26 protein-coding genes, 1 tRNA gene and 3 pseudogenes are annotated in these 24,111 nt (G+C 61.6%); 16 read left to right on the top strand and 14 right to left on the bottom strand.

Features of this window, described 5'->3' with window-relative positions; all coding sequences use genetic code 11:
• The first annotated feature begins 34 nt into the window (after window positions 1-34).
• From ACSJJT_RS04130 to ACSJJT_RS04110, 5 genes are all read left to right on the top strand, one after another.
• Window positions 35-694, top strand: a complete 660-nt coding sequence (locus ACSJJT_RS04130) for a GNAT family N-acetyltransferase (RefSeq protein WP_435917374.1) — start codon at window positions 35-37, stop codon at window positions 692-694.
• A gap of 66 nt (window positions 695-760) precedes the next feature.
• Entirely contained in the window at window positions 761-1,552 is a 792-nt protein-coding gene (locus ACSJJT_RS04125) for a hypothetical protein (protein ID WP_435917120.1), read from the top strand.
• A 36-nt stretch (window positions 1,553-1,588) separates the two neighbouring features.
• Entirely contained in the window at window positions 1,589-2,620 is a 1,032-nt protein-coding gene (locus tag ACSJJT_RS04120; protein WP_435917119.1) for a TlpA family protein disulfide reductase, read from the top strand.
• 51 nt (window positions 2,621-2,671) lie between these two features.
• A tRNA-Ala gene (locus ACSJJT_RS04115) sits at window positions 2,672-2,744 on the top strand.
• Between the two features lie 34 nt (window positions 2,745-2,778).
• Window positions 2,779-2,901, top strand: a complete 123-nt coding sequence (locus ACSJJT_RS04110) for a hypothetical protein (RefSeq protein WP_435917118.1) — start codon at window positions 2,779-2,781, stop codon at window positions 2,899-2,901.
• Window positions 2,902-3,022: 121 nt separating this feature from the next.
• Here the strand turns inward: ACSJJT_RS04110 and ACSJJT_RS04105 are convergent, their stop codons facing one another.
• From ACSJJT_RS04105 to ACSJJT_RS04090, 4 genes and pseudogenes are all read right to left on the bottom strand, one after another.
• Window positions 3,023-3,226, bottom strand: coding sequence for a hypothetical protein (locus ACSJJT_RS04105; RefSeq protein ID WP_435917117.1), 204 nt, complete (start codon window positions 3,224-3,226; stop codon window positions 3,023-3,025).
• A 168-nt stretch (window positions 3,227-3,394) separates the two neighbouring features.
• On the bottom strand, window positions 3,395-3,715 hold the full coding sequence (locus ACSJJT_RS04100; RefSeq protein WP_435917373.1) for an ATP-binding cassette domain-containing protein: 321 nt from the start codon (window positions 3,713-3,715) through the stop codon (window positions 3,395-3,397).
• A 229-nt stretch (window positions 3,716-3,944) separates the two neighbouring features.
• Window positions 3,945-4,166, bottom strand: a pseudogene (locus tag ACSJJT_RS04095) (ABC transporter ATP-binding protein); the annotation flags it as partial.
• Window positions 4,167-4,271: 105 nt separating this feature from the next.
• Window positions 4,272-4,688, bottom strand: a complete 417-nt coding sequence (locus ACSJJT_RS04090) for an ATP-binding cassette domain-containing protein (RefSeq protein WP_435917116.1) — start codon at window positions 4,686-4,688, stop codon at window positions 4,272-4,274.
• 571 nt (window positions 4,689-5,259) lie between these two features.
• Here ACSJJT_RS04090 and ACSJJT_RS04085 point away from each other — a divergent pair.
• Window positions 5,260-5,526, top strand: a complete 267-nt coding sequence (locus ACSJJT_RS04085; RefSeq protein WP_435917115.1) for an AAA family ATPase — start codon at window positions 5,260-5,262, stop codon at window positions 5,524-5,526.
• Between the two features lie 530 nt (window positions 5,527-6,056).
• Here ACSJJT_RS04085 and ACSJJT_RS04080 read toward each other — a convergent pair.
• Window positions 6,057-6,326: pseudogene (locus tag ACSJJT_RS04080) on the bottom strand (alcohol dehydrogenase catalytic domain-containing protein); the annotation flags it as partial.
• A 170-nt stretch (window positions 6,327-6,496) separates the two neighbouring features.
• Between ACSJJT_RS04080 and ACSJJT_RS04075 the strand changes: the two are divergent.
• From ACSJJT_RS04075 to ACSJJT_RS04050, 6 genes are all read left to right on the top strand, one after another.
• Window positions 6,497-6,952, top strand: coding sequence for a MarR family winged helix-turn-helix transcriptional regulator (locus ACSJJT_RS04075; RefSeq protein WP_435917114.1), 456 nt, complete (start codon window positions 6,497-6,499; stop codon window positions 6,950-6,952).
• Between the two features lie 133 nt (window positions 6,953-7,085).
• Window positions 7,086-7,736 carry a deoxyribose-phosphate aldolase gene (gene deoC / locus ACSJJT_RS04070; protein ID WP_435917113.1) on the top strand — a complete coding sequence of 217 codons (651 nt, stop codon included), beginning with the start codon at window positions 7,086-7,088 and terminating at the stop codon, window positions 7,734-7,736.
• 1 nt (window position 7,737) lies between these two features.
• A complete protein-coding gene (gene fucP, locus ACSJJT_RS04065; protein ID WP_435917112.1) occupies window positions 7,738-9,069 on the top strand; it encodes an L-fucose:H+ symporter permease in 1,332 nt (443 codons plus the stop codon).
• Between the two features lie 27 nt (window positions 9,070-9,096).
• Window positions 9,097-10,113 (top strand): aldose 1-epimerase family protein, encoded by a 1,017-nt coding sequence (locus ACSJJT_RS04060; protein WP_435917111.1) that lies wholly within the window; start codon window positions 9,097-9,099, stop codon window positions 10,111-10,113.
• A gap of 2 nt (window positions 10,114-10,115) precedes the next feature.
• A complete protein-coding gene (rbsK, locus tag ACSJJT_RS04055) occupies window positions 10,116-11,042 on the top strand; it encodes a ribokinase (protein WP_435917110.1) in 927 nt (308 codons plus the stop codon).
• On the top strand, window positions 11,042-12,076 hold the full coding sequence (locus ACSJJT_RS04050; RefSeq protein WP_435917109.1) for a sugar-binding transcriptional regulator: 1,035 nt from the start codon (window positions 11,042-11,044) through the stop codon (window positions 12,074-12,076). The genes rbsK and ACSJJT_RS04050 overlap by 1 nt, the downstream gene beginning before the upstream one ends.
• Before the next feature lie 313 nt (window positions 12,077-12,389).
• On the opposite strand, the gene ACSJJT_RS04045 is transcribed toward ACSJJT_RS04050, so the two are convergent.
• Together ACSJJT_RS04045 and ACSJJT_RS04040 are read right to left on the bottom strand one after the other, a co-directional pair.
• Window positions 12,390-13,238, bottom strand: coding sequence for an MFS transporter (locus ACSJJT_RS04045; protein ID WP_435917108.1), 849 nt, complete (start codon window positions 13,236-13,238; stop codon window positions 12,390-12,392).
• Complete coding sequence (locus ACSJJT_RS04040; protein WP_435917107.1) at window positions 13,235-13,750, bottom strand: MFS transporter; 516 nt, start codon at window positions 13,748-13,750, stop codon at window positions 13,235-13,237. The genes ACSJJT_RS04045 and ACSJJT_RS04040 overlap by 4 nt, the downstream gene beginning before the upstream one ends.
• A 365-nt stretch (window positions 13,751-14,115) precedes the next feature.
• Here ACSJJT_RS04040 and ACSJJT_RS04035 point away from each other — a divergent pair, with 365 nt between their 5' ends.
• The gene (locus ACSJJT_RS04035) at window positions 14,116-15,399 is read left to right on the top strand and encodes an IS256 family transposase (protein WP_435917106.1); all 1,284 of its coding nucleotides are present in this window, start codon (window positions 14,116-14,118) and stop codon (window positions 15,397-15,399) included.
• Between the two features lie 1,112 nt (window positions 15,400-16,511).
• Here the strand turns inward: ACSJJT_RS04035 and ACSJJT_RS04030 are convergent.
• From ACSJJT_RS04030 to moaA, 6 genes and pseudogenes are all read right to left on the bottom strand, one after another.
• Window positions 16,512-16,664, bottom strand: a complete 153-nt coding sequence (locus ACSJJT_RS04030) for a hypothetical protein (protein WP_435917105.1) — start codon at window positions 16,662-16,664, stop codon at window positions 16,512-16,514.
• A complete protein-coding gene (gene moaC / locus ACSJJT_RS04025) occupies window positions 16,661-17,098 on the bottom strand; it encodes a cyclic pyranopterin monophosphate synthase MoaC (protein WP_435917372.1) in 438 nt (145 codons plus the stop codon). The genes ACSJJT_RS04030 and moaC overlap by 4 nt, the downstream gene beginning before the upstream one ends.
• Before the next feature lie 44 nt (window positions 17,099-17,142).
• Window positions 17,143-18,453, bottom strand: a complete 1,311-nt coding sequence (locus ACSJJT_RS04020) for a molybdopterin molybdotransferase MoeA (RefSeq protein ID WP_435917104.1) — start codon at window positions 18,451-18,453, stop codon at window positions 17,143-17,145.
• The gene (locus ACSJJT_RS04015) at window positions 18,450-18,872 is read right to left on the bottom strand and encodes a molybdenum cofactor biosynthesis protein MoaE (protein ID WP_435917103.1); all 423 of its coding nucleotides are present in this window, start codon (window positions 18,870-18,872) and stop codon (window positions 18,450-18,452) included. Before ACSJJT_RS04015 ends, ACSJJT_RS04020 begins: the two co-directional genes overlap by 4 nt.
• The gene (locus ACSJJT_RS04010; RefSeq protein WP_435917371.1) at window positions 18,873-19,112 is read right to left on the bottom strand and encodes a MoaD/ThiS family protein; all 240 of its coding nucleotides are present in this window, start codon (window positions 19,110-19,112) and stop codon (window positions 18,873-18,875) included.
• Between the two features lie 2 nt (window positions 19,113-19,114).
• Window positions 19,115-20,241, bottom strand: a pseudogene (gene moaA / locus ACSJJT_RS04005) (GTP 3',8-cyclase MoaA).
• A gap of 144 nt (window positions 20,242-20,385) precedes the next feature.
• Between moaA and ACSJJT_RS04000 the strand changes: the two are divergent.
• The 3 genes from ACSJJT_RS04000 (at window position 20,386) to ACSJJT_RS03990 (ending at window position 23,386) form a co-directional block, all read left to right on the top strand.
• The gene (locus ACSJJT_RS04000) at window positions 20,386-20,814 is read left to right on the top strand and encodes a TOBE domain-containing protein (RefSeq protein ID WP_323459898.1); all 429 of its coding nucleotides are present in this window, start codon (window positions 20,386-20,388) and stop codon (window positions 20,812-20,814) included.
• Window positions 20,811-21,596, top strand: a complete 786-nt coding sequence (modA, locus tag ACSJJT_RS03995; RefSeq protein WP_435917102.1) for a molybdate ABC transporter substrate-binding protein — start codon at window positions 20,811-20,813, stop codon at window positions 21,594-21,596. The genes ACSJJT_RS04000 and modA overlap by 4 nt, the downstream gene beginning before the upstream one ends.
• A gap of 122 nt (window positions 21,597-21,718) precedes the next feature.
• Window positions 21,719-23,386, top strand: a complete 1,668-nt coding sequence (locus ACSJJT_RS03990) for an ATP-binding cassette domain-containing protein (RefSeq protein ID WP_435917370.1) — start codon at window positions 21,719-21,721, stop codon at window positions 23,384-23,386.
• 12 nt (window positions 23,387-23,398) lie between these two features.
• Here ACSJJT_RS03990 and ACSJJT_RS03985 read toward each other — a convergent pair whose 3' ends face one another.
• Complete coding sequence (locus ACSJJT_RS03985) at window positions 23,399-24,064, bottom strand: helix-turn-helix domain-containing protein (RefSeq protein WP_501040128.1); 666 nt, start codon at window positions 24,062-24,064, stop codon at window positions 23,399-23,401.
• Window positions 24,065-24,111: the final 47 nt, after the last annotated feature.

The raw sequence follows: 24,111 nt of genomic DNA, 5'->3' as shown, positions 1-24,111 counted from the left end.
GACGATGCCACGTCACCATCACTGGCCGGTGACCCTGCAAGCCGGTGGGGTGGTGTTGCGTCCGTTCCGGCGAGCCGACGAGGTGAGGTGGACAACCACGCGTGAACTCGACTGGCAGTGGCTCGGCCCGTGGGAGGCGACGAAACCACCGGGGTCCCACGAGCGCATTGGCGGGTATCTCACGATGGTTTTGAGAAACCGCAAGCGTGCCAAGGAAGGCAGCAGCCTGCCGTGGGCCATCGGCTGGGACGACGGATGGCCCGATCATCGAACCGTCAACCGTGCCACGACGCCACTCATCGGACAGCTGACGGTGTCGTCGGTCTCCTTGGGATCGGCCATGACATGCTCGATGGGTTACTGGGTGGCGTCCGCCCATGCGGGTAAGGGTGTGGCGCCGACAGCGGTGGCGCTGGCGTGCGACTACCTCTTCCAAGTGATGGGGCTGCACCGAGTCGAGATCTGCGTTCGTCCCGAGAATGCCAAGAGCCTGCGCGTGGTGGAGAAACTCGGCATGGCGGAGGAAGGGATGAGGCCTGCATACCTGCACATTGACGGTGAATGGCGCGATCACCGGGTGTTTCGTCTGCTGGCCGACGACTACCCCGATGGCGTCCTGTGCCACTACCTCGCCAACCACCTTCTTCCGGGGTCGCCGATGGTGGAGGACGAGGACCGAACCACGCCGTTGTAATTCGTTTCTCGACACTCCGCGTGTGGTCCACGCGACACGCCGAGGAGCCCCCGTAGCGTGTCACTCGTGCAAGCCGTACAAGCCGTCCTCATCGCCATCGTCCTCGTGGGATGGATCGCCTATCTCGTCCCGATGGTCGTCAACCGTCGACGTTCTCAAGAGGTGCCCGATGACGCGCACGAGGACTTCCCGGACACCATGAACGTGGTCTCCCGAGGCTCCTGCACAGTTACCCCCGACACGACCGATGACGGCCCCGAGGTGGAGTTGTCCACCCCGTACACCAGGTCGTACGCCCGTCGCGACGTGAGGCGATCCTGGGCGGTGGCCGCCAAGCGTCGGATGACCACGATGTTGGTGCTGTTGAGTTTGACGGTGCTCTTCACGGTGCTTGCCATCGCCGACGTCACGCCGTGGTGGCTGGTGGCGGTCCTCGCCCTTCTTCTGGTCGGATTCTTCGCCCTGGCGCGGTGGTCCGTGGTGGCGATGGCGAAGCGTTTTGATCGTCGTTACGCCCTCATCGACAGGGGATGGGACGAGGACACCGTAGTCCTGGAGGTGAAGACGGAACCCTTTCGCACCGAGGACGAGCCCACCTCCTGGACGATCGACCTCAACCCTCCGGTGACGGCCCCGGAGGGCTCGCTGTGGGACGACGTCGTCGTCACCGCTCCGACTTATGTCTCGACGCCGTTGAGTGCTCGGACCGTTCGCACCATCGACCTGTCCGCTCCTGGCCCGGTTCCAGGCCAGGTCGACACCCCCGTCGTCACCGAGATCGAAGCCTCCGACGACCAGCAGGCATTCTCGCAGGATCGTGAGGGTCCCTCGGGGATTGTTCGAGCCTCCTCGGCCTGAAGCTCGGTTCTGACATAGGCCAGATGAGATGACACAATGGCACCCGTGTTTTCCGGTCTGACGCTGTGCACGGTGCTTGCCGCGGTTGTCCTCCTCGTCTCGGGGGGCAGCAAGGTTCAGTCTCACGACACAGTCAGTGATGCCCTCGACGCACTCGGCCTCCCCGGTTCGCAACTGCCGTCGGGGGTACTGTCCATGCTGCCCTGGGCAGAGATCGTGCTGGGGGCCCTGCTGCTCATCGTCGGTGGGGTGTTCGGAATCGTCGTCGCCTCCTGCGCTGTCGCGCTGTTCTGCCTCTACCTCGGCATCATCATTCGGGCAGTCGTGACGATTCCCGATCCGGTGGACTGTCATTGTTTTGGCGATCTGGCTCCCGGTGACGTCGGGATCCGAACCATCATGCGCAACGTCCTGCTGGTCGCAGCATCGGTACTGGCCCTCATCGCGGCCATTGACGACCGTCGTCCGGCCGTCGAGAGGATCATCAAGGCTTCGGCCGGTGATCTGTGGTGGTGGCTTGCCGCCGTGCTGACCGCCGCTGTCCTCGCGACGGTGCTCTACCGCCCGGTCGACGAGGTGGCCGAGGAGGATGACGACGAGGAGATTGCCGACTACGAGTCTGTGCCGATCCCGCTGGCATCGGTGACGGATGCCGAGGGACGCACCACGACCCTGCGCGGCCTGGTGGGACAGCGTCCGGCCTTGCTGCTCTTCGTGTCTCCCGGTTGCAGCCCGTGTGAGACACTGATGGCGAAAGTTCCACGATGGATGACGCTGTTGCCCGAGGTTGACGTGCGATGCCTGGTGATGGGCGAGTCTGCTCGCGAGGCACTTCCGGAGTCGCTGCGCCCGCTGTCCTTGGTCGACGAGGGCGGGTCCGCCAACTTGGTCTTCGAGGTTCACGGATACCCGACGGCATGGTTGCTGGGCGTGGACGGTCGTGTTGCAGGTGGACCGCAGAAGGGTCCGTCAAACATCGAGACGATGGTCCAGGACATGCGCACAGCCCTTGATGACGTCGCCAAGGAGCAGGAAGAGTCCGGAGCTGACGAGGTCCTTGTCGACTGAGTCGCGCCCGTGGCGCGGGTTGCCCGGATGTGGTAGCGTAACCGCGTTGTTGGGGCATTGGCGCAGTTGGTAGCGCGTCTCGTTCGCAATGAGAAGGTCAGGGGTTCGAATCCCCTATGCTCCACCCCACCACAAGGCCCGAACCCTTGCCATCCTCGATGGTTTCGGTTCGGGCCTTGTTGCTGTCTTGGGCTCAGGTGATCGTGCCCAAGCGCAAGCGCCGTCTGGACGGGATCGATCAGACCGTGCTGTTGGTGACCGTGCGGGTTGATGACTGGTGAGATCGTCACACACTTCGACGAGGTTTGTGGGACGACGGCCTCCACACACACCATCAGCCAGATCACGGAGAAGGCCACCGGCGGAACCCACCCAATGGGCGAGCAGACCGCTGAATGCGATCTATCCGGTGATCTTCGTCGACGTGATCGTGGTGATGGTCCCTGACGGGGCAAGTCCGTAACCCCCGTTCCATGCCGTGAAGGGCGTCACGGTGAATCGGGCCACGCCATCCTCGCCATCTGGGCTGGCGACGGCACAGCGGGTGCTCGGTTCTGGCTGCAGGTGCAGTTGCGCCTCGATTCGGTGCACTGTGCTTGTCAGCACGGTTCAGGGAGTGTCAGCCGTTGACCCTGCCATCGTTTGCGCAGCCACCGGTCGTGTGAGGCAACGACGACGGTGCCAGGGTATTGGACGAGTGCATCTTCGAGTGCGGTGACGAGGCTGAGCGAAAAGTGGTTGGTCGGCTCATCCAGCAGCAGGATCTCTGGCGGGTCAGCCAGCACTACCGCGAGGGCAACGACGTTGTTGGCCGACGCTGAGTTCCTGCACACGTCGGGTGTGGTCTCGACTAGCGATCAGCCCGAAGGTGCTCAGCGGCACCCGTGCCGCACGTTCCGCACCGACCAAATCTGTGTAAGCGTCGAGCACCGTGCGTGTAGGACCGCGATCGTAGGGGTCAGGTAGCGCGGTTTCTTGCGCAAGCAGCCGTACGCGGTCCACCGGGGTGCGCGTGACCTGCCCACTGCTTGGTTTCAGCGTGCCGGCGAGCAGGCCGCGCAAGGTCGATTTCCCTGATCCGTTCGGGCCGGTGATGAGCCATTTCTCGCCTCGGCTGATGCTGAGCGACGTGGCCGGGAACCGATCTTTCAGAGCCGCGTTGACGGTGGTGAGAGATGACCTGCGCGTTGCGGTCAGCGTAGAACTTCTTCGCCATGCGCACCTCGGAACGCGGGCGCCAATCCGAGTGTCCCACCATCTGCTGATCCTTTACCGCGGCACGAAGCCGGGAAAGCTCGGCTTGTTCATCGCGATACCACCGTTCCCATCTCTGCCGTGCTTCAGCTCGTGCGGCGAGGTAGTCGCTGTAGCTGCCGGTGAAGCGGGTGAGGCCGATCCCGGTTCCCGTGCCGTCGTCAACCAGCGGCCCCGCGACCGTGTGCGGGAGTGGCGACGGGTCGAGGTCGAGCAGCGACGTGGCCGTCTCATCAAGGAAAGCCCGATCCTGACTGGCAATAAGTAGCGGCCCTCTCCACGCCGTGAGCACGCTGACGAGATATGCGGTCGCGGCATCGTCAAGATGGTTCGTCGGCTCGTCCAGCAGCAGCACATCCGGTGCGCTCAGCAGCAGCCACGCCAGAGCGAGCCGAACTCACTGCCCACCGGAGAGCGTCCCTATCGACCGGTCGCGGTCGATTCCCCCGAGCCCGAGTCCAGTCAGCATCGCTGAGACCCTCGCCTCGATCTCCCACACCCCAAGACGCTCGGCCGTTTCCAGGGCACACGCATAGGCGTCGGCGGTGACTGGATCATCGGGGTTGTTCGCAGGCGCGGCACCGAGCCTGCTGACCTTTTCGGCTGCGCGTCGCGACGGGGTAACCACAGTCTCCATGGCATTCTCGATGATCTCAGCTGCGGAGAACGGGGACTCCTGATGAAGCAGCCCAATCACTGGTACATCGGCATCCGGTGCATTCACGGCGACCGTTCCCGATGTCGGCTCCAAGAATCCGGCGAGCACCCTGAGCAAGGTCGATTTCCCCGACCCGTTTTCCCCGATCAGCCTCACCCGGTCACCAGCAGGTACGACGAACGACAAATTCGTGAGTACCCGCCGATCAGGGTAGGAGAACGAGAGACCGTCCACTCGCAGATGCGAGCCCGTGGCAGTGAACGACGATGAAGCAAGTACGTGAGGCATGAGCAAAATCCCGAAGACGTGAAAGAACCTGCCGGGCAGACGGCCTCGGACGCAGGTCAGGGAAATGCTCAAATGATCACGACTCGACTCTACCGAGGTTTGTCATCGGATCAACCAAGCCGGAACCCGTGGGCGGTGCGGACCATTCCCGACGCCAATTCCGGTGATCGGCGGTTCGCAAGGTTGGTAGCTGGGTTCGGTCATCGCTGCCCTGGGGCATGGTGGACTCGCGCTTGGTTTGCAGGTGTCGGACGCGCATCGTCAGCCGTTGGTTGGTATGGGTCGCGATCCCGATCATGGGTGATCTGTTGGGGCGCGTATCCGGTGTACAACTCGACGGCTGATCGCGTTGCGCTGGACCTGTCGCCTGATCCTGAGCGGGGTCGCGACGTGCGGTCGCGGGGTTTGATGTGACGCCCAGTGTGCCGAGTCGGCGTTGGTGTGGCAGGCGGTTGCAGGTGCGGGGACACAGGTGTTGATTGCGCAAGTCCATCATGAATCGGTTGCGGCGCAAGTGCTGGCCGGCGATCTGGGGATCGTCACGGAGAACACCGCCAAGTGGTGGACCACTCACCAACACACCGGGGCCACCTTCCGGTCTGGGCAACTCGTCATCATCGACGAAGCCTCCCTCGCCGGCACCCTCTCCTTGGATCGCATCACGCAGGCTGCGCAGGAGGCGGGGCCAAGGAGCTCATGGAATTGATCTGCAAGTTCGTGCGGGAAGAGCAGATGATGCTCCCGACAGGGAACATCGACTTCGAGCTGCTGCTGCACCTGGCGACGAGAGCTGCACGCTTCGCCTGGCCGTGAGGTTACGTAACGTGTCTTGGCGTGCGTTGCTCTTCAGCAATGGTCCTGCTGTGCCTTCGGGGCTGTTCCACGACCGTGCGGTCGCGCAGCATGACGCCAGCGGTGATCAAGTGCTTGCGAACTGATCCCACTGTGTAGCCAAACTTGTCGCCCACGCATTCCAGGGAAACCCCCATACTCATGCATGGAGCGCATCGCCGAATCTCGCTGGTCGATGGTGAGTGGTTGCGGAGGTTGACGCCGCGTTCTCGCAGGAGGCGAGAGAGTCGCTCGTATCCAAGGCCAACCTGTGTCGGGTCGAACAGTTTTACCTCCGATCCTTGGCGCTGAGAGCGACCCTCGCCTACGGAGCAGCACCGACCCCAAGGGCTTCAGACGTGCGGATTTGGCGGATCGGGGCAGTTTCTGACGGTTGCTGGTCCGTCAGGGGTGATCCACTGCCAGTGTGGTCGCCACGGCGTAGCCACCACACTGCCAGCCCGAGGCACGCGACGGCGACTGCAATGGCCAAGGCGATCGCGTGGAGTGCCTCGGCATATGCGGCAGGATGCCTGCTACTCGGTCGCCAACGCGCAGCTCGGCAGGGGCATGGGCGGGTAGTTGTTCCACGGTGCCGACGAAGTCGTAGCCGGGGACGAACCCACTGCGCGGATGGAGGAGGTAGTCCCCATGCGCGGCGAGCGCATCGGTGACTCCGACTGCGGTGTGTGACGTGTACGAGCGCTCGCTGGGCTGGAACTACCAGCGGTTCATGTACGAGGCGCGGTGCTGCGGTGAATTGTTGCACTCGTAGAGCGGTGCGCTCCCGCCGTGGCTGTGATACGTAACATGTCATGTAGTTGATCGTAGTGAAAGTAGGTCACATGTCACATAAATCGACGGTGGTGCTCGAGTTTTCCAGCGAGCTTAAGCGTTTCGTTGCTGAGCTCAATGCGGCACTTGCTGCGTTGTTTCGTCCACTTGGGTTAACCTGCGTGCAGGCTGATGCGCTGATGACCCTCGGTGAGCTCGGTCCGGTGTCGCTCAAGGAACTTGCGGGCTGCTTGGTTGCTGAGTCGGGGCATCCGAGCCGTCTTGTGTCGCGGCTTGTTGATCTTGGTTACGTCACCCGGTCTGCCTCATCAGATGACGGTCGTGCGGTCATCTTGACGCTCACCGAGGAGGGGGCGTCTCTCGCTGCGGCGGCAGCGGACGTGCGGGCACCGCTGCTTACGGCGATAGCCGAGGGTTATGCCGCCCGGCTTGCTGAGGCGACGGCGTTGCTGCGTGAACTCCGTGCGGAGCTGGAAGACGACTCACCTCGGGGCATTGGCGGGTGAGGGATTTGTCACTATGACGCCATGCATGGGCTGCTTCTTCACGGAGTTTTGGGAACGTTCGCGAAGTTTAGGATTTACAAATGTTCCCATTGGTGGTTGTGTGGTTCCTGTCAACGCGATCAAAGGAGAACGCATGCCATCGAAGGCACATCTCATCGACCACACCCTGCTGGCCCCCACTGCTACTCGCGACCAGGTACTCAGCCTGTGCGAGGAGGCCAAAGAGGCCCACTTTGCCAGCGTGTGTGTCAATCCCTATTGGGTTCCCACAGCTCATGACGCGCTGCAGGGGTCTGGTCTAGCTGTATGTACGGTGATTGGCTTTCCGCTAGGTGCGACTACCACTGCCACGAAAGAGGCTGAGACTCGAGAGTCGGTGGCACACGGCGCGAACGAGATCGACATGGTAATGAACCTGGGGCTGGCAAAGGCTGGCGACTGGGAGGGGGTTCAGGATGATATTCGTGCCGTCGTCGAGGCAGCAGACGGCGCACTCGTCAAAGTCATCCTCGAAACGTGTCTGCTGGACAATGGCGAGATCGTTGAGGCCTGCTGTCGATCTGTGGCTGCGGGCGCTCACTTCGTCAAGACGTCGACGGGGTTCTCCACCTCCGGCGCGACGGAAGGCGCCGTCCGCTTGATGCGCGAAACGGTGGGGCCAGATTTCGGCGTCAAAGCCTCCGGTGGAATTCGCACAGCTGAGGATTTCACTCGGATGGTTGAAGCTGGTGCAAATCGGATCGGTGCTTCCGCCGGGCTCAGAATCATCAAGGAAGGCAACTGACATGCTCATCAAGCACAGCGCAGTGCAACAGGATGACGGTTATCTGGATCGAACGCCGATCTTCCAGTACATCCTTCTATCGATCTGCTTCCCATTATGGGGAGCAGCGGCGAGTCTCAATGACATTCTGATTACACAATTCAAGACGATCTTCACTCTCTCGGATGCGGCTTCTGCCTTTGTCCAGAGTGCCTTTTATGGCGGGTATTTTGTCATCGCCATTCCTGCATCGAGAGTGATCAAAAAGTGGAGCTACAAGCTCTCTATTCTCATTGGCCTGACGCTGTACATCGTCGGCTGCATGTTGTTCTTCCCGGCATCGCACATGGCGACGTACTCGGTGTTCCTCGTCGCTCTGTTTGCCATTGCGGTCGGTCTCAGCTTCCTCGAGACGTCCTGCAACACGTATTCATCAATGATCGGTCCCAAGAAGTCCTCCACGCTCCGGTTGAACATCTCGCAGACCTTCTATCCGCTTGGATCTATCTTTGGCATTCTGCTCGGCAAGTACTTGATTTTCTCCGAAGGGGATCGCTTGCAGGGGCGAATGTCCGGACTAGACGCGGAGAAGAAACGGGCCCTTGCTGAGGAGATGCTTGCGCGCACCCTCCTGCCCTACAAGTACATCGTCATGGTCCTCGTCGTGATGCTGATTCTCGTGGCTATCACCCAGTTCCCCCACTGCAAGCCCTTACGGCATACAAACTCAGGAGAGGATCAAGAGGCCAGCGCTAGCATTGGGGAAACGTTACGTTACCTCGTTCGCAATAAGACTTTCTGTCGCGGAATTTTCGTTCAATTCCTCTACGTGGGTTTGCAGACGGCGCTCTGGTCATTCACTATTCGCCTGGCTTTGTCTCTCGATCACACTATGAACGAACGAACTGCTTCTAATTTCATGATATGGGCGTTCATTGCATTCTTTCTCGGGAAATTCCTGGCGAACGTTCTCATGACTCGCATTGGCCCGAATAAAACGATCATCATCTACTCGACGCTGGGCTGTCTCGCGCTGCTGTACGTGATGCTCGTCCCCAACATGAGTGCAGTATGGGCAGCAATCCTGACCTCGGGTCTGCTCGGACCCTGCTGGGCCACGATCTACACCCGTACTTTGGACGCGATCACTGACAAGCGGCATACCGAAACTGGCGGCGCTGTCATCGTCATGTCCATCGTTGGCGGCGCAATAGTTCCACTCCTCCAAGGCATGGTCTCCGATAGGACTGGCTCGATGCCGTTCAGTTTCGTAGTGCCACTGGTTTGTTTCGCGGCTGTGCTGACGCACTTCATTCTCCTGCAGCGCTCCGATTCAGCGGCTGTGGCCGACTAACCATTTATCTGAATAAGGAAGTCTCTCATGTACACAATTCCATTGCATGAATCACTCTTCACCGCTGGGCGTGACACTGTTTTGTTGTCATCTGATGAGTTCACCGTCACCGCAAAGCGTTACGAAAGTGGCGTGGCGTCTGTGACAGTTTCGAACTCCCGTGGGCACGTAGAAGTTCTGCCGTTCATGGGTCAGATCATCTGGGACGTGGTCTTCGATGGTGTCTCACTCACGATGGACAACATGTTCTCCCAGCCTCAACCCGCGGATGTCATCGTCAATACTTATGGCTGCTTCGCCTTCCACTCAGGACTGCTCGCCAATGGCTGTCCAGCCCCTGAGGACACGCATCCTCTGCACGGTGAGTTCCCTTGTTCTCGTTTTGATGAGGGATGGCTGGAGGTCAGTGGTGGCACCATCGCCGTGAGTGGTCGTCGTGAATACGCCCAAGGGTTCGGGCACCACTACCAGGCTGTTCCTCGTGTGTCGCTTGCTACCGGGGCCACGATGATCGACATCGATCTGAGCGTGACCAACCTGTCGCACTACCAGCCGATGCCGTTGCAGTACATGTGCCATATGAACTACGCATGGATTGACGGTGCGCGCATGAGCCAGTCGATTGGTGACGTTTTCCAGCTGCGTCGCAGTGTTCCTGCCCATGTTTCACCCACGCAGGATTGGTTGGCATTTAACGAGGAGATTCTGGCTGGCGGAGTTGATTCTCAAGTTCTCGCTGACGGTAGCCGTTACGACCCCGAGATCGTCTATTTCGCCGATGATCTTCCGCAGTATGGCTCCACGGCACGTTTTGAGATGAGTTTGCCTGAGGGCGGGCGCTTCGTGACAGAGTTTTCGACCGAAGAGTTCACCACTGCTACGCGCTGGCTGTTGCACAACGCCGACCAGAGGGTGTGCGCGTTCGTGCTTCCCGGAACATGTCGCCCTGAGGGGCGCAACGCCGCGGAGGCGTCAGGCACCCTCATCAACTTGGAAGCGGGGGAGACCCGCCACTTCCACGTTCACACAGGAATGGACAAGTAGTCATGGACATCGCTGTCATCGGATCCAACATGGTTGACCTGATCACCTACATCAACCGGATGCCCGTGCTGGGGGAAACCCTCGAGGCGCCCGACTTCCAGATGGGCTGTGGAGGGAAAGGAGCCAACCAAGCTGTCGCCGCCGCCCGGTTGGGGTCTCAGGTGATGATGCTGACGAGGGTCGGAAACGATGTGTTTGCTGAGAACACGGTTCGCAACTTTGCTTCCAACGGCATCGACACTCGCCACGTGATGCGGACCGAGGCTTCCTCCGGGGTGGCCCCGATCTTCGTCGACCAGGAGTCACACAACTCCATTCTCATCGTCAGGGGGGCCAATGCTCTTCTCACACCCCAGGACATCGACGCGGCTATCGACGACATCAAGTCCTGCCGTCTGATCGTTTTGCAGTTGGAGATCCCGCTCGACACTGTGTATCACGCGATTGAGGTGGGGCACGGACTTGGGATCCCCGTCCTGCTGAACCCCGCTCCGGCGACTGCCAACCTCGACTACTCGCGGATCGCTTCAGTCGACTACTTCGTTCCAAACGAGACGGAGCTGGCGCTGCTGACTGGGAAGCCGGTTGACACCCTCGAGGAGATCACCGAGGCCGTGACCGAGCTCGTCGCGAAGGGTATGCACAACGTGATTGTCACTCTCGGGGAACGCGGTGTGTTGTGGGTCAGCGAGAAGGGGACCCAGTTGATTCCACCCGTCAGCGTCGATGCGGTAGACACAACCGGCGCAGGAGACGCCTTCATCGGCTGCTTCAGCCATGCTCTTGTCTCAAGGTGGCCCATCGCCGATGCTCTTGAAATGGCCAACGCGTACGCTGCCGACTCCGTCACCCGGAGAGGAACCCAGTTCTCCTACGCCACTGCCGAGGATTTCACCGCACGGACGGGGGTCAGTATGGACAAGCGGTAATGAAGTACGAGTTTGTGGGCGCTAGTCTCGCTGGTGCGGCCAGCAATCCGCTGGCCGCACTCGGCATCGTGACCGCAAGGATCTTTAGCATGGACGAGCGAGACGCCCAAGCCCTCGACGTGGTCCGCCTCTACTACGAGAGCGGCCTATCGCAAAGCGACATCGGCATCCAGATGGGAATCTCCCGGCCCACCGTCTCGAAGCTCATCCAGCACGCAAAGGACCGTGGCTTCGTCACTATTTCCATTAATGATCCTCGAGAGGACAGTTCAGTGCTCGCCGACGCACTGAGGACCCACTATGGGCTCACGGAGGTTCACGTGGTGGTCCCTCCGGTCGATGATGAGGCAGAGGTGCTCAAGGCTCTGGGACGGGGCGGCGCCCGCATGCTGGAGGATGTCGTCGCCGATGGGATGACCCTCGGACTGTCCTGGGGAGGCACCATGTTTGAAGTGGCTCGCCAGCTTGAGCATCAGGACCGCCGAGGTGTCGAGGTCATCCAGCTCAAGGGAGGGATGTCACAGTCGGACATCCCCACCAACGATGTCGAGACCATCGCCGCTGTATGCGAAGCATTCAACGCTTATGGTCGCTATTTGCCTTTGCCGGTGATCTTCGACTCTTTACAGGTGAAGCAACTGGTCGAGACGGAACGCCACATTGCCCAGATTCTGAACCTGGGCAAGCAAGCTGATGTTGCGGTCTTCACCGTGGGAGCGATGGACCGTGACGCGCTGTTGCTGCACATGGGCTATTTCACTGATGACGAGCTCAACCGGTTGCGCATGCAGGCGATAGGGGACATCTGCTCACGCTTCATCAATGCTGATGGTCAGCCCTGTAGTCCGGAGATCGATGCGAGAACGGTCGGCATTCAGCTGGATGAGCTGCGCCTCATACCAACTCGCGTCCTGGTGGCGGGAGGGCGCCGAAAGACCGAGGCGCTTCACACAGCACTCCGGACTGGGTACGCCACGCATCTGGTTACCGACAGATTCAGTGCACGCCGATTGCACGAACGTATGGGTGGCTGATCCAGGATCCCCGGAGTTTCTGCTGTCCCGTCAGGGGATGTAGTCTGCGTGACACGCTTCCTCTTCCAGATCGATCTGTGTAGGCATCGCTCTGCGTCCTCTCTGTAACGACGCGGGCCTCATCCCACGTGGATCGCTGGTTTGTAGATGTCTCCATCTGCCCCCAAAGATGAGGAAGTGGTCGGAACAGTGTGTGAATAATCCATCATGGGCGGCGGTGAGCGTCGTGCCTTCAAACGCTCTAATGCTTGCTGGAGAGGTTCGAAGGAGACCACGTCAAGGTCGTTGAGGCTAAGTAGGTTATGGGCCTGAGCTAGTTTCGTACGACTTCACCGTCCGGCAGTCTCACGGCCGTGACCGTCATGAGAGCGGTGACGGCCGTGAGCGCGGCGAAGGTGACCGGGTGGATTCCGTCAGTTACCGCGACGAGTAACGCACAAGCCGCGACGCCAGCCGCACTACCGAACTGGGTGGCGAGTCGTCCAGCAGTACTCGCGTGGACGATCTCGTCGGCGTCGAGCTGGTGGTAGGTCGCGGACATACAGAGCACGGTGAGCGCTCCGAGCCCGCCGCCCCGCAACAATAGGCCAGCCACTTGTGAGACGAGCAAGAGTGGCGCGCTGCCGCTTGAGAACGCAAATGGCAGTGTGCCGAGCACGGTGCTTCCGATATACAGATATGCGCAGGTGCGCGTACCCCACCGAGTTGTGAGCGTGGGTGCGAACGAACGGCTCCCGAACGCGCCGAGGCTCTGCACTGCCAGCAACAAGCCTGCGGTCAATGCTGACGTGCCAGCGTTCTGCTGATAATGCAGAGGGATAAGGAAAAGCCCGCCATAAAACACAATGCTCGCGAGTGCGAGTGTTGTCCACGCCGACGTGAAGGTGCCGCGGCGGAAAAGGCGCACATCAATGAGTGGTTCGGTGGTTCGCACTGCCTGGATCAGATACCCCCCGAGCAAGAGCACACCAATGCAGAAGACCCCGAGACTAAACCAGTGCGGGGCAGTACCGACGCTGTTGAGGCCGAACACTGTGATGACGAGCGCAGGTGCGAGCAGTAAGTAGTCGACGATGCTCAGCCGGGCGGCGGTGTTTGCGGGTGAGGGGCCAAGATAATGGAGAGCGAGCGCAATAGCGGCGATGCCGATCGGTAGATTCATGAGGAAATCGCGCGCCAGCCAAGCGTGTCAATGAGCATTCCGCCGAGAAGGGGCGCCACCGCGGCGCAATCACTGCGGGTAACCCGATCGCAGTCATCGCTCGGGTTGCCTGCGCCTTGCCCGCACTGGTCACCAACGAGCGTTTGCATGATTGGTATTGAGAATCCGGTGGCGAATCCCTGAATGACTCGAAAGGCAATAAGTGCTCCGATGCTCCAGGCGCTCGCGCACAGAGCTGACGCCAGTGTGAACACGCTCAGCGCAGTAAGCCATACGCGGCGGGCTCCGAAGCGCCGGGTTGCCCAGCCGCTGAGCGGGATCGCAAGGGTTGAGGCGAGGCCGTAACCGCTGATCACCCACTGACTGACGGCTACGGATGTGCCGAATGAGTCGCCGAGTCCGTGAATGGCGACGTTACTGATGCTCGTGTCGAGTAGCGGCAGGATGGCACCGAATACGAGCGCGACAACGACGTGACGGGTGGCGGGAGTGAGGCGGTCTTGGGTGGACATGTAGCTCCTTTCAGACGGAATCGCACGGAAAATGGGCGCACGAAGCCCACGCTGCGGCGCAGCGTGTGGTTGGGAAGTACTTTCGTTAGTTAGCGAATGGTCCGGTTTGAGTGAGTGCGCTCAGCATCCTTGCGAACTCGGCGCGGGTAGTCGCTGGCCAGCCTGAAAGGAACTCATCGAGCAGCACGACGAGGCGATGGCGCATCTCGTGTACGGCGTCGCGGCCTGTTTGCGTGAGTGTGAGCTGTGTCCAGCGCGGGTCACGCGGATCGGCGGCGCGTACGACGAGCCCTGCTGATTCAAGTGTTGATGCATGTCGCGAAACCACTGAGCGGTCGAGGGTCAACGAGATCAGCGAGAAGCTGATGGAAAATCCTGAGCTCGCCAGCTTGATCAGCGAGCTGTCGACCTCCGCTGATGATGCCAGCGAGCTGGTCAAAGGCCTGCTGCAGGCATCGATCAACGCTGGTCTGCAGGCACAGATGGATGCGCATTTGGGCTATAGCCATTCTGACCGCAAGACCAAAGCCCAAGTGGAAACCGCACAGGCGAACAATTACCGCAATGGGTCGTACACCAAGACCGTCAATTCTGGCTACGGCGCGGTGGAAGTGACCGTGCCCAGGGATCGTGCCGGCACGTTTACGCCCCGGATGGTGCCCAAGGGCGCACGCCGGCTCACAGAACTCGACGACATGATCGTCTCGCTATACGCCGGCGGGATGACAGTGCGCGATATCCAGCATCACCTCGCGACCACGCTCGGGGTGGATATGAGCCCGGATACGATCAGCACCATTACCGATGCGGTGTTAGACGAGGTCATGATTTGGCAAAACCGCCAGCTCGACGAGTTTTACCCGGTGATCTTCCTCGACGCGCTACGCGTCAAGATCCGTGACGGCCACCGCGTGGTCAACAAAGCCTGCTACATGGCGGTTGGTGTCGACATGGACGGCATCAAGCACATCTTGGGATTGTGGATCGCCGACAACGAAGGCGCTGCATTCTGGGCATCGGTGTGCGCGGATCTGGCCAACCGCGGTGTCCAGGACGTGTTCATCGTGTGCTGCGACGGGCTCAAAGGCTTGCCGGAAGCCGTGGGGGCCACCTGGCCGAATTCCATGGTGCAGACCTGCATTGTGCACCTGATTCGGGCTGCGAACCGGTGGGTGTCCTACCAGGACCGCAAACCCGTCTGCCGGGCGCTGCGTGAGGTCTACACGGCCGCAAACGAGGACACCGCCCGTGCCGCCTTGGATGCGTTCGAAGCCAGTGAACTGGGCCGGAAATACCCCCAGTCGGTCAAAGTCTGGCGCGACGCTTGGGAGCGGTTCGTGCCGTTTCTACAGTTTCCGCCGGCGGCACGCCGGGTGCTCTACACCACCAATTCAATCGAGTCGCTCAACGCTGAACTGCGTAAAGCTACCCGCAACAGGGGCCAGTTCCCGAACGATACCGCGGCGCTGAAGACGCTTTGGCTGATGATCTGCAACATCGAAGACAAGCGCGCTGCGCAGCGAGCGAAGAAAGCAAAGCGCGACGTTGAGTGCAACGGCTATATTGAAGGAGCGAAAGCCACCGGGTGGAAACAAGCCATCAACCAACTAGCCGTGGCTTACCCCGACCGATTCGCGGACTACTTGTAAACCAACCCCCCGCACACAAAGAATCGGACACTCTCAGCGCTAGCGCTTCCGCGATCTGTGTACCTGGAGTGTCCATGCCTTCGCTGTAGGCGTGCACAACACACGCGTGCAAGATGCACGAATAGTTTTGTTTTGTTGCTCTGACGAGTGAAAGGAGACCGAGGCGTTTTATCGGCGCCACCACGGTGGCTCTTCATAGGATCTGATCGCCTGACGCGCTCTTCCAAGTTATGGACAACGCCCAGGTATCACCCCACTTGTTGACCGTGTTAGTTAGCGCGGTGTGGAGCACATGTTCGCAGAGTCGTCTCTCGGGGGCCGGTGCCTGCGGTCCGTCGCCCTGCCACGGCCCGGATCCTGTCCAACAGTTTCGTGACCGATGTGACGATCCCAAGTATGACGGTGTGGAGTAAGCCGCCAATACGACATGGGAGCTACAACTATGGATGACGACGTTCTGATCTCCCTCGCTAGCCATGGGCAGTGAAACCGCGTACACGATGAAGCACTGCTCCGCCCCCAATGCCGTCGACGACAACGGCAAGACCCCTCTAGAGGCGGCCGGTGGACATCTCGGCTGAAGACTGACGCAATGAAATCGTCAGTGAGCTGTTGGATCAAGATATTGATGTGCCAAGTGCAAGCCGTGGCTCGGTCGGGGCGATGTCAATCTTCTTCGCGGCGTAGTACACGGATCTCGCGGCCAGCCCTGCGGTCGCGGAACGGCTGCTGAAGGCCAGCGCAGGTAGCGGACAGCTATCCGGCCACGACAGGAGAACCCCTCGATGGAGTTAGCCATTACGCGAATTCCAGAAGAGTGCCTTTCTGTGGTCTTATGGCCTCTGGCTCGCCCGAGACGATCTGCAATTGGGACGCACCACGAGCACCGGGGCCAACGCCCTCGACCAGGCCCGTAAGCTCGGCAAGACCGAGTTTGTACGCCGGGCTGAGGAGTGGCGGCTGCCCACCCTGACCAGGCCGAGTGGTGGACTCCATCCGTCATGCATACGCTGATGGGCCTCACACCGCTTCGTCGTTCGGCAAGGCGTAACAGAACGGGCCCACCTGGATGCGAGCGGATGCCGCCCCTGGCCATTCGTTGATCATCCCCACTAGTGTGCTGAGTCGTTCGGGGCCGGGGCCGTGCGATGCGACGACTCCAAGGTGGTGAACGTGGCCGCGAAGGTATCGAGATCATCGTCGGACGCCTCGTGGATGAAGCCGGCGCCCGGCCCGTTGTCGGGGGTGATGCCGCCGGGATTCACTTAGCGTCCTCTCGGGTCCATTCGCCGCTGCGGCCACCAGCCTTATGAGTAATCACTGCGTGTTCGATGGCGAAGCCACGATCGACACCCTTGACCATGTCGGCCACTGTGAGAGCGGCTACCGTCACCGCGGTGAGTGCCTCCATCTCGACCCCGGTGCGATCAGCGGTGCGCGCTGTGGCGCGGATACGTACTCGGTCGTTTTCGAGCCACAGGTCCACCTCGGCTCCATGCACGCCGATACGGTGCGCCAGGGGGATGAGGTCAGGTGTGTGTTTGATGGCCTGGATGCCTGCGATGCGGGCCACGGCCAGCACGTCTCCCTTGGGGACTGATTCGTTGTGCAGTGCGGACATGATCGGCTCGGAGCACGCTACGCAGCACTCTGCTGTCGCCTCACGCACGGTGGGGGTCTTGTCGGTCACATCGATCATGTGGGCCGACCCGTCACCTCGTAGGTGGGTGAAAGGAGACGCGCTCATGTGCGATCCCTCCTGGTCAACAGGATGCTCAATTCGTCGCCAATGTCGACGTGATCAACGCCGGGGCCGACGATGGCCAGTCCGTCGGTGGCCGGCAGAGCCGTCACCACGTGTGACTGTGAACCCAACGAGTGTACCGGAGCGACTCCTCCGGCGACCCAGCGCACGGGCATGAACTGTGTCTTGGAAACCGGAGAGCGCCACGATGCAGCAGCGGGAGCCCGCTTGATGGGGCGATTCAGCACTGGATCAAGGATGACAGACGTTTCGGCGGGCATCTCGTGAGTACCATCTGGAGGGAGGCCACGTAGCCGGGCCATCAGTGGCACGACGTAGACATGGAAGCTCACGTATGCTCCGACCGGGTTTCCGGGCAAAGCCATTACGGGCGTCGAGCCAATGAGACCTATCCCCTGTGGGCCGCCGGGTTGCTGGGCGACGGGGTGGAAAGTAAGTTCTGGCAGCCCTTGGCGCACGACCTCGTAAGCTCCCATGGAGATGCCTCCCGCCGTGACAACGAGATCTACCTGCCAAGAGGTGATGAGTTCACGCAACCGGGTCGGGTCGTCGGGCACCTTCGCCTGCTCGGTGATGATTCCACCGTATGAGTGCACCAAGCCTGCGAGCAGGACGCCATTGGAGTCCGGGATCTTCCCACGATCCAGAGGCTCACCGGCCTCGCTGAGCTCTGAGCCCGTCGTCAACACGCCGATCCGTGGTGCCGGATGCACCCTCAGATCACCGTATCCAACTGCGGCGGCAGCTGTGAGCGCCTCGGGAGTGAGGCTCGTCCCGGCTGCCAGCACCAGATCCCCAACGGTCAGCGCCTCGCCGCGGTGACGCACGTTAGCGCCAGCTGCGGGGGAGCGCATGATTGTCACCGTTGCAGGGGCATCAAACACGCCGGCGGCATGATCGGTGTCTTCCACCTTGACAACGGTGTCAGCTCCCTCCGGCATGTGAGCACCAGTCATGATGCGCTGGGCAGTGCCGACCTTCAACGGATAGTCGGCTGGAGAACCGGCTGGCACGTCGGCAGTCACCGGGAGAGTGACAGGTGTGTTTGGGGTAGCTGCGGAGACGTCATCGAAGCATACCGCGAATCCATCCATCGCAGAGTTGGTGAACGGCGGCACCTCGAGCCGGGCAACGATGTCCTCGGCTGTGACCAGTCCCAAGCACATGGACAGGGGCAACGTGACCGTCCCCGGTGTGGCGGGGAGGGCGGAGACCAGTTGCAGATGCTCCTCGATGCTCACTCGCTCGGGTGGAGTCACGGGCAGGACGAGACTCGATGTGTCGATCATAAGGCTTTCCTGGACAACCCGGTCCACTCGTGGGAGCCGTCGGCGAGCCACTGGCACTTCCACACCGGAAGTGTCGCTTTGACGGAGTCGACGAGATCGCAGGCTGCGTCGAAGGCCTGCCGGCGGTGTTCCGCAGACACCGACACGATCATCGCGATCTCACCGACGGCCACATGGCCGGTCCGGTGCACGGCGGCGACACCGTGCACCCCCTCTCGAGCACCGTACTGTGTGACCAGTTTTCGGAGGATCAGGTCGGCCTGTGGGTGGGCGCTGTAGTCGATGGCGACGACGGCGTGGCCAGCATCATGGTTACGCACAATGCCGGTGAAGGTCACCACGGCACCGCTGCGGTCGTCACCGCGAAGGCTGACGATGCGGGCGGCGTCGAGCGGCTGCTCGGAAATTTCGGCGTACATTCACCCTCCTGCAAATGGCGGAAGCACGTCGACCTGGGCGCCATCTGGCACCGTTTGGTCACCTCGGGCTGCAAATCCATTGACGAATAAGGTGCACACTCCCAGTACCCGCCCCAAATCGGAATGGAGCTTGCCGAGGTGCTCCAGCACCTGGTCAACGGTGAGGTCAACAGGCAACTCGATCATCTCTTCGGTGGTTCCCGCAGCCTCGGCGGTGCCACCGTAGTAATGCACCAGCACCATCACCCTCCTATGGCAGACATTCGACGTGAGGAATCGGCGAAATCGCCAGCATCGACACCGTGATGAGCATTCTTGCGCCACATCTCACCTTGCCACACCTTGATGACCTCGTCATCGTCGCCACCGGAACGCAACACCGAACGCAGGTCCGCCTCATGGGTCGCGAACAGGCAGCTGCGAATCTGACCGTCCGCGGTGAGCCTGGTGCGGGAACAGTCACCGCAGAATGGTCTGGTCACCGAGGCAATGGCACCCAGCCAGCCGGAGCGTCCATCTGGGGCGGTCACTCGCCATCGCTGCGCGGGAGATGAGCCGCGGGGCAGCTCGTCGGCGGTCAGGGTGAATCCCCCTGCTCGTACCGTGTCGAGGATGTCGTCGGCACTCACGGTGACCTCGCGTCGCCAGCCCGGGGCACCGATGGGCATGAACTCGATGAATCTCAGCTCCAAGCCGCGGTTCAGGCAGAACTCCAGCAGCTGCGGGACGTCGGTGCGGTACGAGTCGGCCTGGGGGACGGCGTTGATCCTCACTGGCAGTCCTGCGGTCAGGGTGGCGTCAATCCCGGCGATGACCTCACCCAGTCGATTGCGCCGTGATACAACAGCGAACCGTTGGGGATCAACGGTGTCCAGGGAGATGTTGACCCGGTTGAGCCCCGCGTCAACGAGCCCTGCGATGCGTCGGTGCAGGCCAATGCCATTTGTCGTCATCGCCGTCACCGGTGGGGCGTCATCTGCGCAGCGCATTGCTGCCGTCGCACGGACGAGGTGCTCCAGGCTGGGGCGCAGCAGAGGCTCTCCGCCGGTGAAGCGCACCTTGGTGATGCCGAGTCGTTCCACCCCGATGCGGATGAGACGGATGAGTTCATCGTCGGTGAGCATGTTGGCTCCCGGCAACCAGTGCATGCCCTCGGCGGGCATGCAGTAGGTGCAACGTAGGTTGCACCGGTCCGTCACCGAGACACGCAGGTCGGTGGCAACTCGTCCGTAACGGTCAGACAGGCGCCGTGAGGTGGGAGTGGTGGGTGGGGCAGTCACTCGGCTCACGGCTCACCGTCCTCCCGGTCTGCGTCTGGTGTCGATCCGGCATCGCTGTGAACATGAGGATATACGGCAGGCGTACCCAGACGAAGTGTGTTCAGTCCTGTCGTGCGCAAGGACGGCTGACATTGTGGGATGGCTTCACTAGAATTACTTCTCAAGTAAGACAGAAAGAGCCGTTTTCCACCGTAGAAACGGATTGAGTGGTGAAGAACATGGAGTTCCCTGACATGAACCCACCCAATTGTCATGCGCCTTCGCACCGAATCTCGGATGTTGCGACATTGCTGGGTGTCTCGGACGACACGGTGCGACGTTGGATCGATCAGGGGCAGGTGCATGCTGCCAAGGACGAGAGCGGTCGATTACGAGTGAATGGCGCCAGCCTTGCGGCCTTCCTCGCCTACCAGCAGCAGGAGCGTCACGGCCTGGTCGACGGCTCCCGTGCGCAGTCGATGCGCAATCACATCCAAGGTGTCGTCGCTGCCGTCACTTCCGACGCCGTGATGAGTCAGGTGGAACTTGTCACCGGTGATCTGCGCATCGTCTCGCTCGTCTCCACCGAAGCCGTACGAGAGCTTGATCTGCAGGTCGGTTCGATTGCTGTTGCTCAGGTGAAGGCAACCAATGTGTCCCTCCAACTTCCACGAACCAGGTGATCATCATGATTCGAGTACGCGCCTTCCTGGCCAGTGTCGCAGCAGCTGCCATGACGGTGTCGACGACAGCGTGCGGCGGTGGTTCCCCCTCGTCCGACCCTTCTGCGGACAGGACGAGATTGACGGTTTTCGCTGCCGCATCCCTCACGAAATCCTATGAGAAGATTGGTGAGCAGTTCGAGAGGACTCATCCGGGAGTCGACGTGCAGTTCTCCTTCGAAGGGTCCCAGGACCTTGTCGCCCAGCTGGCTCAAGGGGCCCCGGTCGACGTGCTGGCCACCGCTGACACCAGGAGCATGACCAAGGCATCCGATCAGGAACTGGTGGGTCCCTCGCGTGAGTTCGCCACCAACGTCCTCACCCTCATCACCCCAGCCGGTAATCCGGCGAAGGTGACCGGGCTGGACTCCTCCCTGGTCGGTGCCGATCTCGTCGTCTGTGCAGCCGAGGTGCCGTGTGGCAGCGCGACGTCGATCCTCGCCAGAAAACTCGGTGTCACCCTCGCTCCGGTAAGTGAGGAGCAGAAGGTCACTGATGTGCGCGGCAAGGTTGAGTCCGGGCAGGCTGACACAGGTATCGTTTACCGCACGGACGCCAAGGCAGCTGGCAACAAGGTGGAGATCGTACCGATCAACCGTGCGGGAGAGGTCGTCAACCACTACCCGATCGCAGTGGCAGCGAATGCTCCCCATGAGGCTTTGGCCAGCGAGTTCATCGACCATGTCATGTCTGACGAGGCCCAGAAGGTGTTGACAGACGACGGATTCTCCCCGGCGCGGTGATCGTGTCGGGTGAGGGGACGGGGGACGCCAAGCATGTCGAGGCGACGCTGGCTGAGGAGAGGCCGACTGTGGGCAGGTCCGGGCGGAAGATCTCAGGATGGCGCTCTTTCGACCCCACCCCACTGCCGGTGTGGACCACTGTCATCGCAGTGGTGGGCATCTGTGCCCTCGCTCTCCCCCTGGTGGGAATGGGCAACCGGGTGCCGTGGACACGCATCCCGCAGATCGTGGCTTCCTCGGAGGCTCGGGACGCCCTGTGGCTGAGCATGCGCACCTGTGTGGCAGCCACCGTCATCGATCTGATCCTGGGGGTGCCGATCGCGCTGCTTCTTGCCCGTGACTGGCCCGGTGTGGCAGCGGTGCGAGTGTTGGTGCTGCTGCCACTTTCCCTGCCGCCGGTGGTTGCAGGCTTGGCGCTACTGGCCACCTTCGGCAGACGGGGCATGATCGGTTCTTCCCTGCATGCAGTGGGGATCACCATCGCGTTCTCCACGGCAGCCGTCGTCATGGCACAAGTGTTCGTCTCACTGCCATTCCTCGTCACCACGCTCGAGTCGTCTGTACGAACCCGCTCGTGGGGTCTGGAACAGACAGCAGCAGCGCTGGGAGCTGGATCCTGGCGGATCCTCACGACGATCACGCTGCCCACCGTGGCCCCAGCCCTTGGCCGAGGTGCGGCTCTGGCCGCAGCGCGCTGCTTGGGTGAGTTCGGCGCCACGATCACCTTCGCCGGATCCCTGCAAGGGGTCACCCGAACGATGCCTCTGGAGGTGTACTTGGCTCGGGAAACCGATTCGGACACTGCCATGGCTCTGGGACTCGTCCTCGTCCTCGTCGGTGCAGTCGTTGTCGGACTCACCCAGCGGGCACCTGGTGGACGTTCCACGCCGCCGCGTGGGCCCGTCTCCAGTACAGCAGTGGGTGGGGCGGTCGGTCAGCGTATCCAGCGATCATCAGCCCAGGAACGGCCCCCGGTTCGTGCCCACGACCACTCCTTCCAGATGTCGTCCGATCCTTCCAACTCCACCACCACGGGATCGACCTCCACCGGTCTGGCCTCAGTTCATGTCGACGGCCAGATGTTGGCCCGCGACTGGTACGTGAGGCTCGACATTGACCCCGGTCAGGTCGTTGCCGTCATGGGGCCCAATGGGGCAGGCAAATCCACGCTCGCAGGGGTCGTCACCGGGCTGCTCGCCCTCGACGGCGGGCAGGTGCGCATCGGTGAGCGCATCGTCGACGCGGGTAATGGCCGTGTGCTGCGACCGGGACGTCGTGGGGTGGCCCTGCTCACCCAGGACGCGCGGGTCTTCGGACACATGTCCGTGCTCGACAACGTTGCCTATGGGCCACGTAGTCACGGACAGGGCCGGATGAGGTCACGGGCCATCGCTCTTCGACAATTGGAGGCGCTCGGGTGTGCCCACCTTGCCGCACGACGTGGCGGTCAGTTGTCCGGCGGGCAGACGGCGCTTGTCGGCCTGGCCCGTGCCTTGGCCGTCGACCCGGCCGTCCTCGTGCTCGACGAACCCACCGCTGCCCTCGACATCGACACGCAGATGCTGGTCCGCAGGCAGCTGCGCTCCCGATTGGAGCAGACCAGCACGACGACGCTGCTCATCACGCACGACGTTGCGGACACAACCTCGGTGGCTGACCGGCTGGTGGTGCTCGAGCGTGGTAGGGTCGTTGAGGATGGCACGGTTCAGCAGCTGCTGAACGATCCTCGCACCCCCTTCACGGCTCAGCTCGCCGGGCTGATGAGATTCACTGGGCAGGTGCCGGGCTGAGGGCCGTTGCCGTTACTCGACATGATTGGCGTTGAGGATGAGTTCACAGTTCATGGTGTCCGCATCCTGACGTATCGTGGCTGTGGCCAGGTTGCCCGCCGTGCATTCCATCACTCGCAGCAACATCCCGCGCTGAACCGCCAGCGCCACCGGGTCAGAGTATCCAGGATCGACGAACGGGCAGGCGCGTAGTACCAGGGCAGTGGGGAGACTCGGATGCGGTTCTGCGGAAAAACCGAAGGCGGTGAGAAATATCCGGATCTTCGTCATGTGGGCTGCCAGGCTGAACTGCGGGGAGGCTGCGAGGGTGGCGTGGTCCGGCACCTTGGCCGCGGCCAAGGCGTCATCCTCCAGATGACGTCCCAGGTCCAGCCCGGCGGTGATGGGATCGTCGCAGGAATTGTGGATCCACGTGATCGTCGATCTTGCAAGGTGACGCAGCAGGTCCACCGGTGAGCCCGGCCCCGACAACGTCCGATTCACATATCCCCAAGAAGGGCGACCTCGCCCGGTCACCGGCATGCGCTCCCGCTCCACCAGCCTCAGCGACACCAAGACGTTGAGTGGTTCGCGTATCGTGTTGACGTGCAGTCCACACTCACGGGCCAGATCGGTGATCGCCACCGGGCCGCAGTGGTTGGACACCGCACTGAGAACGGCTTGTTGCGCCGGGGTCAATGACGCGATGGCAGACAAGATGTCGTCGAGTCCTTGTACGTTCACGG

The sequence above is a fragment of the Cutibacterium nasicola genome (assembly GCF_051303185.1).
Taxonomy (GTDB): Bacteria; Actinomycetota; Actinomycetes; order Propionibacteriales; family Propionibacteriaceae; genus Cutibacterium.
This window is presented reverse-complemented; position numbering and strand designations above follow the sequence as displayed.